At 70.3% G+C, this 15,491-nt stretch carries 18 protein-coding genes; 8 read left to right on the top strand and 10 right to left on the bottom strand.

The window, feature by feature from the left end; all coding sequences use genetic code 11:
* Positions 1-122 precede the first annotated feature (122 nt).
* Positions 123-488, top strand: coding sequence for a hypothetical protein (locus tag ACIGXX_RS23490; protein WP_399978382.1), 366 nt, complete (start codon positions 123-125; stop codon positions 486-488).
* A gap of 70 nt (positions 489-558) precedes the next feature.
* A complete protein-coding gene (locus tag ACIGXX_RS23485) occupies positions 559-990 on the top strand; it encodes a hypothetical protein (RefSeq protein WP_399978379.1) in 432 nt (143 codons plus the stop codon).
* A gap of 31 nt (positions 991-1,021) precedes the next feature.
* Here the strand turns inward: ACIGXX_RS23485 and ACIGXX_RS23480 are convergent, their stop codons facing one another.
* From ACIGXX_RS23480 to ACIGXX_RS23465, 4 genes are all read right to left on the bottom strand, one after another.
* Entirely contained in the window at positions 1,022-1,510 is a 489-nt protein-coding gene (locus tag ACIGXX_RS23480) for a hypothetical protein (protein ID WP_351168083.1), read from the bottom strand.
* Between the two features lie 152 nt (positions 1,511-1,662).
* A complete protein-coding gene (locus ACIGXX_RS23475; protein ID WP_399978375.1) occupies positions 1,663-2,085 on the bottom strand; it encodes a YrdB family protein in 423 nt (140 codons plus the stop codon).
* Complete coding sequence (locus ACIGXX_RS23470) at positions 2,082-2,621, bottom strand: SRPBCC family protein (protein ID WP_351168079.1); 540 nt, start codon at positions 2,619-2,621, stop codon at positions 2,082-2,084. The genes ACIGXX_RS23475 and ACIGXX_RS23470 overlap by 4 nt, the downstream gene beginning before the upstream one ends.
* A gap of 105 nt (positions 2,622-2,726) precedes the next feature.
* Positions 2,727-3,557: an alpha/beta fold hydrolase gene (locus ACIGXX_RS23465; protein WP_399978371.1), complete on the bottom strand. Its 831-nt coding sequence runs from the start codon at positions 3,555-3,557 to the stop codon at positions 2,727-2,729.
* A gap of 205 nt (positions 3,558-3,762) precedes the next feature.
* Here ACIGXX_RS23465 and ACIGXX_RS23460 point away from each other — a divergent pair, with 205 nt between their 5' ends.
* The gene (locus ACIGXX_RS23460; RefSeq protein ID WP_399978368.1) at positions 3,763-4,455 is read left to right on the top strand and encodes an NADPH-dependent F420 reductase; all 693 of its coding nucleotides are present in this window, start codon (positions 3,763-3,765) and stop codon (positions 4,453-4,455) included.
* 44 nt (positions 4,456-4,499) lie between these two features.
* On the opposite strand, the gene ACIGXX_RS23455 is transcribed toward ACIGXX_RS23460, so the two are convergent.
* Entirely contained in the window at positions 4,500-5,399 is a 900-nt protein-coding gene (locus ACIGXX_RS23455) for an ANTAR domain-containing protein (protein WP_351168073.1), read from the bottom strand.
* Positions 5,400-6,431: 1,032 nt separating this feature from the next.
* On the opposite strand from ACIGXX_RS23455, the gene ACIGXX_RS23450 reads away from it, so the two are divergent.
* Together ACIGXX_RS23450 and ACIGXX_RS23445 are read left to right on the top strand one after the other, a co-directional pair.
* Positions 6,432-7,532, top strand: a complete 1,101-nt coding sequence (locus ACIGXX_RS23450; protein WP_399978365.1) for a sulfite oxidase — start codon at positions 6,432-6,434, stop codon at positions 7,530-7,532.
* A gap of 212 nt (positions 7,533-7,744) precedes the next feature.
* The gene (locus tag ACIGXX_RS23445; RefSeq protein WP_351168069.1) at positions 7,745-8,521 is read left to right on the top strand and encodes an alpha/beta hydrolase; all 777 of its coding nucleotides are present in this window, start codon (positions 7,745-7,747) and stop codon (positions 8,519-8,521) included.
* A gap of 33 nt (positions 8,522-8,554) precedes the next feature.
* Here ACIGXX_RS23445 and ACIGXX_RS23440 read toward each other — a convergent pair whose 3' ends face one another.
* On the bottom strand, positions 8,555-9,838 hold the full coding sequence (locus tag ACIGXX_RS23440; protein WP_399978361.1) for an MFS transporter: 1,284 nt from the start codon (positions 9,836-9,838) through the stop codon (positions 8,555-8,557).
* 488 nt (positions 9,839-10,326) lie between these two features.
* Between ACIGXX_RS23440 and ACIGXX_RS23435 the strand changes: the two genes are divergently transcribed.
* The 3 genes from ACIGXX_RS23435 to ACIGXX_RS23425 all read left to right on the top strand — a co-directional run bounded on the left by ACIGXX_RS23435 (position 10,327) and on the right by ACIGXX_RS23425 (position 12,099).
* Entirely contained in the window at positions 10,327-10,800 is a 474-nt protein-coding gene (locus tag ACIGXX_RS23435) for a lamin tail domain-containing protein (protein WP_351168065.1), read from the top strand.
* A gap of 338 nt (positions 10,801-11,138) precedes the next feature.
* Positions 11,139-11,492 carry a metalloregulator ArsR/SmtB family transcription factor gene (locus tag ACIGXX_RS23430; RefSeq protein WP_366463236.1) on the top strand — a complete coding sequence of 118 codons (354 nt, stop codon included), beginning with the start codon at positions 11,139-11,141 and terminating at the stop codon, positions 11,490-11,492.
* Between the two features lie 13 nt (positions 11,493-11,505).
* Positions 11,506-12,099, top strand: coding sequence for an SRPBCC family protein (locus ACIGXX_RS23425; RefSeq protein WP_399978356.1), 594 nt, complete (start codon positions 11,506-11,508; stop codon positions 12,097-12,099).
* 45 nt (positions 12,100-12,144) lie between these two features.
* Here the strand turns inward: ACIGXX_RS23425 and ACIGXX_RS23420 are convergent, their stop codons facing one another.
* From ACIGXX_RS23420 to ACIGXX_RS23405, 4 genes are all read right to left on the bottom strand, one after another.
* On the bottom strand, positions 12,145-13,050 hold the full coding sequence (locus tag ACIGXX_RS23420; protein WP_399978353.1) for an alpha/beta fold hydrolase: 906 nt from the start codon (positions 13,048-13,050) through the stop codon (positions 12,145-12,147).
* Entirely contained in the window at positions 13,047-13,670 is a 624-nt protein-coding gene (locus ACIGXX_RS23415) for a TetR/AcrR family transcriptional regulator (protein WP_399978350.1), read from the bottom strand. Before ACIGXX_RS23415 ends, ACIGXX_RS23420 begins: the two co-directional genes overlap by 4 nt.
* Before the next feature lie 110 nt (positions 13,671-13,780).
* Positions 13,781-14,194 (bottom strand): DUF4190 domain-containing protein, encoded by a 414-nt coding sequence (locus tag ACIGXX_RS23410; RefSeq protein ID WP_361471136.1) that lies wholly within the window; start codon positions 14,192-14,194, stop codon positions 13,781-13,783.
* 187 nt (positions 14,195-14,381) lie between these two features.
* Positions 14,382-15,491 carry a hypothetical protein gene (locus tag ACIGXX_RS23405; protein WP_399978347.1) on the bottom strand — a complete coding sequence of 370 codons (1,110 nt, stop codon included), beginning with the start codon at positions 15,489-15,491 and terminating at the stop codon, positions 14,382-14,384.

Raw genomic sequence — 15,491 nt, 5'->3', positions numbered from 1 at the left:
GAGGGCGGCGCGGCGGCGCGGTGTCCGCCCCTGGCACACTGACCGCAGCGAAAGCAGGGCGAACGCATGGGTGAGCGGGATGTTGACGCGCGGGTCGAGGAGCTGACCCGGGGCTGCGGCGGATGGCCGCAGGGCTGTTGGAGGCGGCGGCCGAGCATCCGGATGCCGTACGGGCGCGGGAGCTGTCGGCGGCGGCCCGGTTACTGACGAACGACGTGCTGACGTGCCTGGACAGAGAAGTCGTCACCGTTTCCCCGACGCGCCGGAGCGAGCCCGAGGTGCAGGACGCCGATCCGTCGGTGCGGAGCGCGGTCGCCGAGTCGGGGGCGGCGCTCGAAGAGTTGGTGGAGCTGTATCTGCCGGGCTACGACCGGCGCCCGGACGACGATCCGGTGATGATCGAACCGCGCCTGCGCTATGAGCGTGGACGCATCTGCACCGGGTCAAGTTCGGACGCGGAGAGCCCTTCGAGGGCGCGCCGCTGCTGAACGACACCGTGCCAAGCCGGGGGAAGGCGGTGGTGCGCGGCTCACCTCCAAGAAGGAGGTGCTGCGCCGCATGCACCACAGTTACGTGACGCGGCGGGACCTGGACGGCCCGGAGGGCGAGCTGGCGCTTCGGATACTCCAGGGGTGCACAGCGATCCGGCGTTGCCGCGCGATCAGCGACGGCGACTTCGTCGATGGGTCGGATCTGGAGGAAAAGCTGAAGGACCTCCAGTGGCGGGCCCTGGTGATCGCCGCGAGCCGGAGCGAGGACGCCCGTGCCCAAATCCTCGTCCGGCTGGTGCAGTTGGAGGTGTTGGCTGCCGCGGTCCTGAAGCTGGACGTGGTGTACCGGCAGCGCAGTAGCGACCCCTCCCAGGGCGCCCGGATCGCTGGAGCCGCGCACGGAGTGAAGGCGTTGCTCCAGCACTGGCCGCCGAAGGCCGAGGAAGCAGTTACCCGAGCATCTGCGCTGCCTGGATCATCCCGCACCGACCGGCTGTAGCCTCGGCCCTTGTCGAGCGGGCTGCCTCTTCTCACCGAGGCACCGCGGGACTCCCAGCTGCCCGTCGCCGGCCGGGCCACATGTCGTCGTACGCGGCGTCCATGAACTGCGCCTGCGGCCCTCGCAGCGCGGCCACGTCGGTCACCTCGCCCCGGGCCATCTCCGCAAGGCGGAACGCATAACGATAAGTAGCGCCCCGCAGGGGCTCGTTTCTGGCAGCCAGGTCGATCTCCGCCTGTGCGAGCCAGAGTTCATCGACAAGCTGCGCGAGCTCGTCACCGGCCGGCGCGCCGCCACCGTCCGAGCGCGTGAGCGCCGCCTTCTCCACCCGCGAGGCCACGCTCAGGAACTTCAGAACCGCGTCCTTGAGTTCGGCGCGGTGCGCGGCTGACTCCTGCACCTCGAGCTGCCGGGTGCTCGCCCGAGACACGAGGTACTGGCCGATCAGCGACCCACCCGCGCCGAGCGCCACACCTGCGAGAGACAACAGCGCCGGCCCCAAGGTTCCCCAAGATCCCATGACTGGAGTCTCTCAACAGCAGTTCGCCCCTGTGTCGGCGGCCCGGGAAGCCTGCGGGTCTCTCAACAGCTGCGGGAGAGGCCTCCATGTCCAGCCTCCTCACATGCCGTCGGCTGAAGACCGGTCGCCGCGGCAGAACCGCATCCTCAGCTTCAGTCGGAGGCACCGGGAGACATCGGAGCGAGCTCAGGGGGCGGGCCCACCGCGGTGTACTCCACCGCGACACTCAGAAGCGAGAGGCCCGCGAAGATCCAGCCCAGCGTGCCGTGCCCGGAGTCGAACAGGGCCAGCGCGGCCACGGTGAAGACCGCCAGCTTGACGGTGATCTCCGGCCCGACCGGCAGCGGGAACCTCGGCCCGCCCGCGGCGAGGAACAGCCCCCACACCACCCCCGCCAGAGTCGCACTCCCGACGCCGATGACGACGCCGGTGAAGGTACCCGTACCGATGCCCAGGCCCCAGAAGAACAGTGCCGCCAGGACCCCGCCCTCCAGAGCGAGAGCCAACGCGGCGTTGGCGATGGTGACGGGCGTCCACTTGCGGGCCGATACCGGCCCCGGCTTGGCGATTCTCACGCTTCGGCCGCCTTCTTGAGTCCCGTGAGCCACTTCTCCAGGACCGTGTGCAGTTTCGCGTCGGAGAAGAACAGGACGAGGAACGGGCCGCCCATCGACTCTTCCGTACGGACCAAGGTCGTGCCGTCATCGGCCGCTTCCAGCACATGCCGGTGGACGGCCTTTGCGCCCGCCGCGAGTCCGGTCCACACGATCTCGCGGCCGGGATCGACCACCGCGAAGCGGGACTTGATCCGGTTCCTGCCGCTCACCCATGTGAACCGGGCATCCACCTCGGCCCCGCCCGAACCGCCCTCGACGGTGACACCGTGGATGGCGGGGTCGATGCTTCCCCAGTTGGCGGGCTCGCTCAGCAGGCTCCACACCCGCGCGACAGGGGCCTGGATGCGGACCTCGTACGACCCGGAGATCGGCGCCCCCTCGTCCAGTCGCCCCTTCTTCGCGTACTCCTCGTGCAGGACTTCCAGTGACGGGCCTCGATAGAGCAACCGGTGCAGCATGTCCAGCCCTTCCAGGTTCCAGGGAACACCGCGCATCCGGCACTTCGCCGCGCGAGGCAAAACCATAAGGCCAGTTGGCCCACATCATGCGGTCCGAGACGGACTTGATCCCGCAGCACCGGGCGCCGGGGCCGGAGTCCCCTACTCCGCCGGCTGGGTGATGAACTCCAGGAGGTCGGCGCTGAGTTGGCCCATGTGGGTCAGGTGCAGGCCGTGCGGGCCGTCGTCGTACACCTTGAGCACGCTGCCGGGAATCAGCTTCGCCGTGCCCCGTCCGCACAGCTCGACGGGGTTGAAGGCGTCGGCGCCGCCGTGGATGAGCAAGGTGGGGACGGTGACGTGGGCCAGCTCCTCACGGAAGTCCGTCTCGGACATGGTGCGGCTCAGGGCCAGCATGGCCCGCACGGAGACCGCGCGGGTGTCCCACACCGACCAGTCCACCAGCGACTGCGAGAGCGCGACTCCGGGCGTGCCCTCGCCGAAGAACGGTCCCGCGATCGCATCGACCCAGCCGGGCAGATCCCGGCCGATCTGGGTGCGCATGTCGTCGAAGACGCTGCCGGGCACGCCCTCCGGATATTCCTCGCTCTGTCGCAGCAGCGGAGTCAGGGTCGAGACCAGGACGACCTTGGCCACTCTCTCCGAACCGTGCCGGGTCAGATAGCGGGCGATCTCGCCGGTGCCGGTGGAGTGGCCGACCAGGGTGACCTCCGTCAGGTCCAAGTGGTCCATCAGGGCTGCCAGGTCGTCCGAGAGCGTGTCGAAGTCGTAGCCGTCCCAGGGCTGTTCGGAGCGGCCGTGCCCGCGCCGGTCGTACGCGATGCAGCGCAGACCCTGGTCTGCCAGGTGCGTCATCTGGTAGTTCCACATCTCACTGCTGAGCGACCAGCTGTGAGTGAACACCACGGGCACTCCCGACCCCCAGTCCTTGAAGTACAGGCGAGTGCCGTCCTCGGTGGTGAAGTTCCCCATGGTGGCCGCTCCTTCGAGCTGTGTGCGGGGCGGGCCGTGATCGGCTGCCCCTGTGACGAGCACGTTGCCACCCTCCCGTGCCGCGTGGCCATTACCTGGCAGGTAGGGACGAGGAAGGCGTCAGTTGCCACGTACCAAATGGTGCCCATTGGGACCTCTAGCGTCGGTGTGAACGATCGAAGCAGGAACGAAGAGGGAGCACGGGATGAGAATCGGCGTACTGGGCACGGGCAACATGGCCGACGCGCTCGCCACCCACTGGGTACGGGCCGGGCACGAGGTGACCATCGGGGGGCGGGACGCGCGAAAGGCCGAGCGGCTTGCCACGCGCATCGGAGGCGGCACGGAGCCTGCCTCTCTGCGCTCGGCGGCCGAGGCCGGTCAGGACGTGGTGCTGGCCGCGCTTCCCTTCGGGGTGGGCGCGGAGGTCGTACGGGACCTGCACGCGGCCCTGGACGGCAAGGTGCTGATCGACTGCTCGAATCCGGTCGGGGCAGGCTTCCGGCTGCTCACGGAAGGCGGCCCCTCGGCCGCGCGGCAACTGGCCGCGGCGGCACCGGGAGCTCACGTGGTCAAGGCCTTCAACCTCTGCCACGAGGACGTATGGCGCATGCGGCCGCCCGTCTTCGACGGAAGGCCCCTGGCCGTGCCGGTCTGCGGGGACGACGAAGGAGCCCTCGTGCGCGTACGCGAGCTGGTCCGCGATGTGGGCTGCGAACCCGTCGCCGGTGGCGGTCTCGAACGCGCAGGGCTCCTGGAAGCGACCGCTGCGCTGTTCATCGCGCTGTGGGTCGGCGAAGGAGCGGACGCGCAAGCGATCGCCCCTCCGCTGGCGTACGCCGCCGGGCCTGGCCCCCAGGAATCGGACGGCGGTAGTCCACGAACGCGCGGGGCGTGATCCGCGACGTACCCGGCTCCGTGGCGTCGACGTGCTCCCGGCCGCTACTGGCGGGAGGCGAGAGCCAGTTGGTGGAGGTCTTCCAGCGCGTCGAGGAGGACGGTGTGCTGATGCCACTTGATCCAGATGCCCAGGGTGCGACCGATGGTGTGCAGGTCCTGCAGCTGCGCCTGGGTGAAGCCGATCAGGGGGCGGGCGTGGTGGGAGGAGATGACCCCGTGCACGGTGTCCTGGTCGTCCATGAGCGGGACGCTGTGGCAGGCCCGGCTGCCGGCCGTGAGGATCACACGGCGCGCCTCCTCGTCGAAGCCGGCCGACGAGGCCACCTCCTTGACGGTGACCTGGTGGCTGGCGGCCGCGGCGCGAGCACAGGAGGTGTTCCCCTCGACGAACGCGAAGTAGTCGGTGAACTGCCGGGGCAGACCGGCGTGCTTCGCCATGCGCAGGACGCCGTCCTCGACCAGCTGTACGTTGCCCATGTCCGTACCGGTGATGGTCAGGACGCGATGCAGCCCGGCGCCGAGTACCTCGCCCTGGTTGGTCGCGTTGAGCGTGCCGCCCTCGAGCGCGCTCAGGTCGGGTATCGGATGCTGGGACCGCCTGCTGAACCACGTCTTGGCACCCGGCGCGGGCCCGGGTGTTCGGGACACAGCGGCGGCCAGCTGGTGCAGCTTGATGTTGGCCCGCTGGGAGGCCTGGCGCAGTAGCGTGAATGCCGCCTCCGCGTTCGCCAGACGGTAGCGTTCGACCAGAACGCCCTCGGCGAGAGCGATCCGGGGGCGCGCTCGCGTTTGGACCTCCAGCTCGGACACCTGCTCGCGCAGCTGCTCGGTGGTGGCTCTCAGCTGCTCCGTCTCCGCCCTGAGGGAGGGAAGCTGCTGAGCGGAGGGCTGATCGTCAGGTGGGGGCGGCGCAGACGGAATGTTCGTCACGTTGTCTCCCATGGCGGCACCCTGCTCCGGCTTCCTCGTCGATCGGTGAGCAGCGGCCGCGACGCCGACGTCGGCCAGGCCCAGCTCTGTCCGCTGGAGTGGCCCGCTGCCCACACATCATGGTGACCTTAACCCGATGTGTTGGCGATGTAACGACCGCCCCGAACCTCAGGTGCCGGCAGAGGCGGGTGGGGCGGTGCGGCGAACGACGATTCCGCGCCACCGGGTCCCGTCCGCTCCGTCAAGGCCTCGGGAGTGGAGGGCTCCGGCGCAGGCCCAACTGACTGCCGACTGGGGCATGTTGTCGCCCATCCGGAACGGAGGCTTGAGCCTTGCTCCCGGCTGGTGGTCGGTGTGACGCGGGGTGGCGCCAGCAGCGGGATGGAGACGATGAGGGGGCTGCGAGGGGAGGGCTGGGGAGGGGGCTCGGGGAGAGCCGGACCCGACTGGAGCAAGATCCCGCTCGCGCAGCTGAGGCCAGGCCCCGGCCCGCGCTGCATGCCACCGCGGCCGCTCTCCACGCGGGGACGATCCAAGCCGCGTGACCGGCGGACGCTACCGATCATCCCGGCTTTCCTTCTACTCTCGGACGGGGTGAAGTTGGGCTTGCGCCCCCCCAGGCTCCCAGCCCTTGAGCCGTGACGGACCGCCGAGGCCAGCTGGAGCCGCATCACCGACAATGCGGCTCCAGCCTCCGCCCTCCGAGCGCGCCGACGAGGCAACTCCCGCAGCCTCGCGCCGCTGGGAGGGCACCTCGCGCGAGGAACCGATCGAGGGGGAGCCCGGCCCCTCGCGCCCCGGCTGTCACCACACCCGCGCGGCGGCAGCCGGACGCTTCCAGCCTCCCACTCAGGGCGCGGCGTGTCCGCACGCCGGCACATTCCTCGTCGCCGCCCGTGTCACGTCAGCGCCACGAACACCTCGCGGCTTCATTGCCTCAGCTGCTTCAGCCGCGAGGCCGCCCGCCGTGACGGACATGACTGACACAGGGGCGAGGGGCGTCACGCCCGCGCGGGGGTGAGCCGCGCGAGGGAGCATGGAGGTATGGAGCAGACATCCCTCGGTGATGTCAGCACACCGCCACGCGTCGCTGCCGCCGACGAGGCCATCAGCGAGGAAGAGCTGGTGCTCGCGGCACGCAATCACGGCCTGCCGCTGGAGGCCCTGCGCTACGACGTCACGCCGCTCGGCCTCCACTATGTGCTGGTCCACTACGACATCCCCGCGGCCGACGCGGACACCTGGCGGCTCTCCGTCGGCGGACGGGTTCGCACCCCCGTGGAACTGGGGCTCGCCGACCTGCAGGCGCTTCCGGCCGTCACTCACCGGGTCACGATGGAGTGCGCGGGCAACGGGCGTGCCCGGCTGAGCCCGCGCCCCGTCAGTCAGCCCTGGCTGGTGGAGGCGGTGGGCACCGCCGACTGGACGGGCGTACCGCTGCGGACGGTGCTCGCCGAGGCGGGGGTCGAGGACAGCGCGATCGAGGCCGTGTTCACGGGCGCGGACCACGGGGTCGAGCGCGGCGTCGAGCAGGACTACCGGCGCAGCCTGCCGCTCCCCGTGGGTGGGGACGTACTGCTCGCGTACGCGATGAACGGCGGCCCGTTGCCGCCCCAGCACGGCTACCCGCTGCGCCTTGTGGTCCCCGGCTGGTACGGCATGGCGCACGTCAAATGGCTCCGTGACGTCGAACTGGTCGACGCTCCGTTCACCGGCTTCCAGCAGACCGTGGCGTACCGCATCCGGCAGTCCCCCGACGAGCCCGGCGAGCCCGTCACCCGGATCGCCCCGCGCGCCCTGCTGATCCCGCCCGGCTTCCCGGACTTCATGTCACGGGTGCGGATCGTGTGCCCCGGACCCGTGGAGCTGGAGGGGCGCGCCTGGTCGGGGTACGGGCCGGTCGCCCGGGTCGAGGTCAGCGCCGACGACGGCCGCAGCTGGACCGACGCGGAAGTCGCTCCCCGCGGCCCGCACCGCTGGGGATGGCAGGCCTGGCACACCACCTGGACCGCGGCTGCGGGCCGCCACATCCTCACCGTCCGAGCCTCCGATGCCGACGGCCACACCCAGCCCCTCGAACAGTCCTGGAACCGAGGAGGCTTCGGAAACAACCTCGTGCAGCGCGTCCCGGTCCTGTGCTGTTGAGCGGCGAAACGGAGCGTCTCCAGATTCGATGGGGCAGCGCTCCTGATCCGGGTGCTTCGGCCCGACGGCAGGCCCAACCGCAGGCCCAACCGCAGGTGCAGCCGCAAGCAGTACACGCAGCCCGCCGCCAAAAGGCGACCGGCCGGCCGGCCATCGGCCGCGAACGAACGAGCCTGGGGGAGGGCAAGTAGGCGCTGTATAGGATCTCTTGGATGACGCTCTCTCATGACGTGGCCGGCGATGGCCCTGCCCTGGTGCTCCTGCATTCCGGGGTGTGCGACCGGCGGATGTGGGATGCCCAGTGGCCGGCCTTGATCGACGCCGGTTACCGGCTGGTGCGCTGTGATTTTCGGGGCTTCGGCGGGACTCCCGCGCCGGACCGGCCGCACAGTGATGCCGAGGATGTGCTGGCCCTGCTGAACGGGCTTGGCATCGCGCAGGCGGCACTGGTGGGGTCCTCGTACGGCGGACAGGTCGCGCTGGAGATCGCCGCGCGGTGGCCGGACCGGGTGAACGCGCTTGCGTTGATCTGCTCCGCCCTTCCCGGACATGAGCCTTCTGACGAGCTGAACGCACTCGGCGAGCGCGAGGACGCACTGCTCGAAGCGGACGATGTCGCCGGCGCGACGGAACTGATGGTCGAAACGTGGCTGGGCCCGGACGCCGACGAGACCGCCCGCGATGCGGTACGCCAGATGCAGCGGCGCGCCTTCGAGCTCCAGATGGCTGCCGCTGAGGAGTTCGAGCCCATCGAGGCCGCAATGGATCTGGCGGCAATTCAGGCGCCCTGCCTTGCCGTGTCGGGCGCCCATGACCTGGCCGACTTCCGGCAGATCGCTGCCCGGCTGCCGGATCTGCTCGCGAACGCCGATCACGTCGAACTGCCCTGGGCAGGTCATCTGCCCAGTCTGGAGCGTCCCTCGGCCGTCACCGACCTGCTGACCGGCTTCCTGGAGGACTCTGTTCCTCCTGCTCGGCCGGTCTGCTGACCCTGGCCGGCTCTGCCATCGTGCCTGCCGCGGTCATGCGTGCGCCTGGTCCGACTCCGCGCTGGGTTCCGCAGCCGCGGTTTCCTGCCGAGGCCTGGTTCGCGTGCCCCAGCGTTCAAGTGCGGGGCCGGCGGCGCCCACAGCGGCGAAGAACACGCCGAGGAGCAGCCAGCCGGCCGTGCCGAGGCCGAGTACGACGGTGGTGAGGATGGCGGGGGCGAGCGCCTGGCCCGCGCTGAAGCCGAGCCCTAGAAGCCCTTGGTACTGGCCTTGGGCATGGTCGGGGGCCAGGCCGAAGCCGAGGGCGAAGCCGGCCGAGGACTCCCAGATCTCCCCGAGGCTGTGGACGAAGATCGCTGCGACCACGAGGCCCGCGGCCGCCCACACGGGAGTGTGCGCGCTCAGGGCCATCATCGGGCAGCTGAGGAGGAAGAGAAGTCCTGCCGTGCGGAACGCCTTGCCGCCGTCGACAGGGGTTTCGATGCGGGATCCGATCCTGCTCTGCAGCAGGACGCAGACTCCGGCATTGATCGCGGATACCGCCGCCACGGTCCAGCGCGGTGCGTCTGTGTGCTCTGAGATCCAGATCGGCAGCAGCAGGGACACCGCCGGGTATTGCAGCCCCATCGCACCGAAGAGGGCGGTGAAGGTCACGAACGGGCGGTCGGTGAGAGCGATCCAGCGGCGCTCCTGCCGCGAAGGCGGCTCCACGGCCCGGTAGTTGGGGAGCAGGAACAGCAGGAGGGCGCACAGGGCGAAGCTGGCCGCGTTGCCGAGGATCAGCACGAAGTAGGCGGTACGGGTATTGGCTGTCACCGCGAATCCGGCGCCCACGGTCCCCAGGACGACGCCCAGATTGACGTAGGTGCGGAGCTTGGCCCTGAACGCCGCGGGGCGGTCGGTGCCGACCCGGACCACGAGGGCTCCCCAGGCCGCGCCGCCTGCGGCTGCGGCGAGCTGGTCCACGGTGGCGATGACGGTGAGGGCGGCCCAGCTGTCGACCAGCACGAGAGCGGACATCGCCACGGCTTGAACCGCCAGCGCGAGCATCATGATCGTGCGCGGCCCGCGTCGATCGGCCAAGTGCCCGCCGGGTATCCCTGCGAGGAGGCCGATCAAGCCGGCGATCGTGAGGGCGGCGCCCACCTGTACTGCCGGGAGATCCACGACCAACGTGAAGTAGAGCGCCGCCGCCGTGTTGAAGAGCCCGTTGCCGACGCGGTTCACGAAGCTGGCCAGGATCAGTACACGCTCTGACCTGTTGGTGCCCGCTATGCGCGCTATTCGGCTTCGGTCAGGCGATCTCCCCTTGATCATGGGCGCAGGCTAACAGCGGTCGCACACACCGTCAGTGGGGCGTGGCTGCCGACCGGCCACGACGGGCGCGCCTGACGCAGGGCCATCGGAAAAGCTCCGAGCAGAACCGGGCTTCCCGGCTGGGAAATCGCATGTCAGAGCAGGTGTGATGCTCGCGTGCGATTCCCGGGGGCGGAGGGCTGTTACCGGACGCCGGCCCGGGGGGCGGGCGCGGGTGAGGGGGAGGGGTCGGGGGTGGCAACCGCTTGTTGTCAGATGGGCACAGGGCTGTTGGCATATGCAGCAACTTCTGAAAATGCTCCTATTCCAGTACGTGCCGGATACAGGCGAGGGTTGCGGAAATGTCCGCATCCCGTAACGCCCTTCTGTCCGCCCCCGCACGGCGCCGCGGCGGTCCACAGTGTGGTCTCTCGGCAACACGCCGGGAAACCCGCATCGTTCAGTGTCCTGCGTTCTGGGGTTCTGGGCATGTTCCTGAGGGGGCACTCATGTCCGCTGCACGTGACATCCGCCGCATCGCCGCCGCGCTCCTGGCGTCCGGCGTCGTCCTGGGGGCCGGCGCCCTGCCGGCCGCCGCTGCCGACGGAGACGGGGGACGGCACCGGTCGTCCGTCGTCATCGGCAAGGTGCAGTACAACAGTCCCGGCCACGACGACGGCTCCAACCGCAGCCGCAACGCCGAGTGGGTGGAAGTGAAGAACCTCTCCCGCCACGCCGTGAACCTGCGGGGCTACACCCTGACCGACAAGCAGGGCAACCGCTACCGCTTCGATCGCCTGCGCCTTGACGGCCGCTCCAGCGTCAAGGTCCACACGGGTTACGGGCGCGACATGCGCCACCACGTGTACCAGGACCGCCGCGACTACATGTGGGACAACAACCGCGACACCGCCACGCTCCGCGACGCGCGCGGCCACGTCCTGGACCGCGAGTCCTGGGGCCGCGGACACCACCACCGCTGACCTCACCGCCGCAGCCCCGCGCCCGTACCGGCGCGGGGCTGCGGCCCGTTGGACATGCCACGGCGTGCCGCAGCCCACCGGCTGCGGCACGCCGTTCCTGTCTGCTCGACCGACGTGACGTACGCGCCGGGCGGGCCCTCCCTGGTGAAGGGCGACGAGTCGATCGTGCGCAACGCCATCGCACAGCTGACGGCCGCGAAGCTGCCGCAAGAGGACCCGGCAAGGCCATCGCGCGTCGGCCGGCCCGGGTGTGACCGGTGCCGCTCGCACACCGCCCCTGCCGCCGTCCAGAGGCGTCCCACTGGCCTTACTTAACCGCTGGGTTATATAACTTGCTCGTGATACCCATTGAGGCGCTTGCCGACCCGGTGCGCCGCCGTGTCCTGGAGCTGCTCGCCGCCGGAGAACAGCCCGCGGGGCGCATATCCGCACGCGTGACGCAGGAGTTCGGCATCAGCCAGCCGGCGGCCTCCCGCCACCTGCGGGTGCTGCGGGCCGCCGGCCTCGTGCACTGTCGCGCCGAGGGCGCGCGACGGCTGTACGCGGTCGATCCGACAGGGCTCCGCGAGATCGACGCATGGCTGCGGCAGTTCCGCGGACTCTGGTCACAGGCGCTGTCCGCGCTCGAAACGGAAGTGGCACGCGGCAAGCACGTCGCGGACAACCCGAAGGAACAACATGAACTTCGCTGACTAGATCAACAACGTGATCCGCGCCGTGCATTCGGGCGGCAGCGACCACGGCGTCCAGCTGGAGAGGGTCTTCGCGACCAGCGCGGCGGACCTGTGGGAGGCCATCACCAGCCCCGAACGGCTGGCGCGCTGGTTCGAACCGGTCAAGGGCCGGCTGGAGCAGGGCGGCCGCTACGAGCTGACGGACAGCGGCACCGCCGGCACGATCCAGCGCTGCGATGAACCGCACGCCTTGCGTGTCACCTGGGAGATGGGCGATGACAAGAGCACTCTCGAGGTCACTCTGACGCCCGAGGAAACCGGCACTCGCCTGACGCTCCGCCACGTCGTCCCCGACAACGACCACTGGGGCACCTACGGCCCCAGCGCTGTCGGCATCGGCTGGGACAGCGCGTTCCTGGCGCTGTCCCAGCACCTCGACCAGGACTCAGCGGCTGTCCACGACGAGATCGCCGCGTTCAACGCATCGGACGACGGCCGGGTGTTCATCGACCAGGCGGCGGAGTCCTGGCGTACGGCGCATGTCGCGTCAGGAGCCGACACAGATCGAGCGCACCAGCAGGCCGTGAACACCGCGGCCTTCTACAAGGGCGACGACGCATCATGAAGTGACGCCGAAGGCGCCCCGCGTGCGCCCGATTCCGGCTGCGGCTCAGGATCGCTCGATCCCTTCCATCCCATCCATCTCTTCCATCCCCTCGATTCCTTCCAGGAACGGGACGATCGCATCGATGAAGTGGTCGTTGCGATCGCCGGCCACCATGTGCCCGGCGTCGGCCACGTCGACGCGCCGCGCCTTGGGAACCCGGTCACAGAACTGCTCGGCGATGTCTTCGCGCACCACATCGCTGATGCCACCGCGGACGAGCAGGATCGGCACATCGGCGTGACGCGCGGCGTCCAGGAGGCGCTCCGCCATGCCGGGCGGGTCCATCCGGCCCTCGAAGCTGTCCAGCATCCGCGGGTCCCAGTGCCAGACCCAGTGGTCGCCGCTGCGGCGCAGGTTGTTCCGTATCCCTGCAAGGGCGTCCGGGCGGGGGCGATGCGGCAGGTAGGCGGCCACCGCCGCGGCAGCTTCCCCGACGCTGGTGAAACCGTCCGGCCGGCCGCGCATGAACGCGACGATCCGGCGAACCCCGCGCGGATCCGGTCGATGGGCGACATCGACAAGTACCAGAGCGCGCATCGCCGCCCGGGGTGCTTCCCCGGCCGCGAGCAGTGAACTCAGGCCGCCGAGCGAGGCGCCGACGAGCACCGGTTCGTTGCCGAGTTCGGCGACGAGCGCCCGGACGTCCTGGGCGAACAGATCGAGGTCGTAGTCACCGTCGGCGGACCATCCGCTGGTGCCGTGCCCGCGCAGGTCCGGTGCGATGACCCGCCACCCCAGCGTGGCCAGTCGAGGGCCGGTCCGGCCCCAGGCATGTCGCGTCTGGCCGCCGCCGTGCAACAGGACGAGCGGGGGAGCGGACGCCTCACCCCACACATCCGCCGTGAGCGGGATCCCGTCATGACCGACGAAGTCTCGGCGCTGCGGCAGCGCGCCTGCGCGGGCCGTCATGCCGCGCCTCGGGTTCGCAGCGGCGCCAGCAGCTGATCGCGGCAAGGATCCGCGGCCGCCGCGGCGAGTGCGACGTCCAGCGCGAACAGGGCGCGCGCGAGGAAGCGGGCGTCATCGATCAGAGCGGCGACCCACTGGTGCAGCGCGCCCACGCACGAGGTGCCGACCATGCCGGCCAGCCCGTCGGTGTCGACGTCGGCGCGCAGCATGCCCTGCGTTCGCGCGTCCGCCATCGCCCGGCGGAGTTGGGCGAGCGGATTGCGGTCCAGCACGAGGCCGCTCTGCTCCCACTCCCGCACCATGCGACGTGACACGACCGGATCGTCCACGAACAACTGGACGGTCACCCTGACAACTTCCCGCGGCCCACTGGCTTCCAGCGCCGCCAGGCGGCGCTCGAGTTCGGCCATGAACCCGCCGGCGAGGGCCTCCCAGATCTTGTCGCGTGGTCCGATCAGGTTGTACACGGTGGCCGGGGCGACCTCCGCCCGCTCGGCGATCCGCTCGGTGCTGATCACCGATTCCGGGTCTTCGCGCAGGAGTGCGCGCGTCGCGTCGAGGATCCGGCCCCGCCGCTCGGCCTTGTGCTGCTCACGCAGCCCTCCGTTGCCCGTCTGCATACGCGCACACCCCATCGCCAGAACTTAGAGAGCTCTCTAAATTTAGAGCTGTCTCTGGAGGTGTCAAGCGTTGGGGCGCCGCCACGTCGTCTCGGCCACCTGCTGAGGCCTCAGTTGTTGATGTCCTTGTCGAAGTCCCGCGCGCACGCGTCGCGTTCACTCTGCGTCTTGGCCTGCTTGACGCAGTCGTCGAAGTTGTCGAACTCGTCGGAGTTGAGGATCGACGCGCCGATCGCGATGATCACGCCGGATGCGATGAGCCCCAGCGCGCCGAGTATCGCGCCGATGATCGACATCATGCCGTGCGGCGCCCGGCCCCCGCGTGCCTTGCGCGCGCCGATGATGCCGAGAATCACTGCCAGCAGCCCCAACAAGGCTCCGCCGATGACGGTCCAGAAGAGAAGGATCGCTGCGATGCCGAGAACGAGCGCGGCGATCGCCAGCCCGTTGCTGCGCTGTCCCCCCGTGCCCGGGTGGGTCTGCGCGTAGCCGTTCGACGTCTGGGCCTGGTTGGAGAAGGACATGTCATCACTCTCATCTCTGCTTCCATGCCTGCGAGTTGACGTACGGGGCCGAGTGCCCCGATGCCGGCGACGAATGCCTTCTTGGTGCCAACCGCAGCGCCCGGCCACCGAGCGCCGGGCTCTGTGCGCCGCTGTCGCCGCGCACTCCTTCGAGCCCACCTCGCCCGGTGAAACCCCGTCCGTCTTGTCAGCCGAAGCGCAGGATGCGCGGAGCGAAGGTGCCCTGAGGGCCGTCGGCCCGGCCGATCGACCACACCGTTGCCGTGCCCGGCACCGGGGCAAGGCGCAGCACCCAGGATTCGCCCTCCCCGGCCACCGTCGGTTCGCTGTACTCGGTGAACGACTGGCCGTTCCAGGCGAGGAAATCCGGCCCGGGGACAAGCGGCGGGTAGCTGCCCGGCGGGCCCCACTTCTGCGAGCGGGCCACCGCGACCCAGCCCAGCGCACCGGACGTAGTGGGCGTCAGCGAGCTGATCGAGCCGAAGTTGGTGGGCACGCTCACTCGATTCCACTGGTGTCCGTCGAAGCGGACCAGCAGGGGCGGAATCGGCCGGCCGGGCGGGCCGCCGACGAACCCCTCCGTGCCACCCGCCCACACCTCCGTCGGCGAGACGGCCAGCACGCTGCTCACGGCCGACCGCGGGAACCCCTGCACGATCGTCTGCTGCCACGCCTTCCCGTCCCAGTGCGACACGGCCGCACCCGAGGTGGTGTCGCCCGCGGCCCAGACATCGTCCGCCGCCAGAATGTGCAGCCCGTACACCCATCCCGGCGGCACCGGCACGTCCCGCCAGCCGCGTCCGTCCCAGCGCAGCAGCACCTGCGCACCGTCCCGCGAACCGATCAGCCAGGTCTCACCGCTGCCGGCGACGGCTTTGGTGAGCACGACACCGCGCGGCGGCCGGCTCTCGCGCCAGGCGTCGCCGTCGCGGCGCAGCAGGCGGGCGCCGCCCGCCGAGTCGCGGCCCACCGCCCAGATCGCGGTCGGGGAGGTCGCGGCGATGGACAGCAGCTCTCCCTGCCACTCGGCCCCGGGCAGACTCTGGCGCTGCCACGCGGTTCCGTTCCACCGCAGCATCAGCGGAAAGCCCGGCGCCTCGCGACCGACGGCATCGGTGCCCACCGCCCACGCCCGGTCGGGCCCGAACGCCACGGCTTCGTTGAGCCCGGCCTGGGGGCGTACCTGGGCCGGAACCGGAACGTGCTGCCAGGACGGGGATTCCGCCGCGGCCGAGGCCATGACGGCCAGGAAAGCCATCGCGAAAGCCAGGGCCGCGACGAGAAGTCTGCGTGCCAT

The sequence above is a fragment of the Streptomyces sp. NPDC055243 genome (assembly GCF_044544025.1).
Classification (GTDB): domain Bacteria; phylum Actinomycetota; class Actinomycetes; order Streptomycetales; family Streptomycetaceae; genus Streptomyces.
Note: the sequence above shows the minus strand (reverse complement) of the source record. Positions and strands in the feature narration are given on the sequence as shown.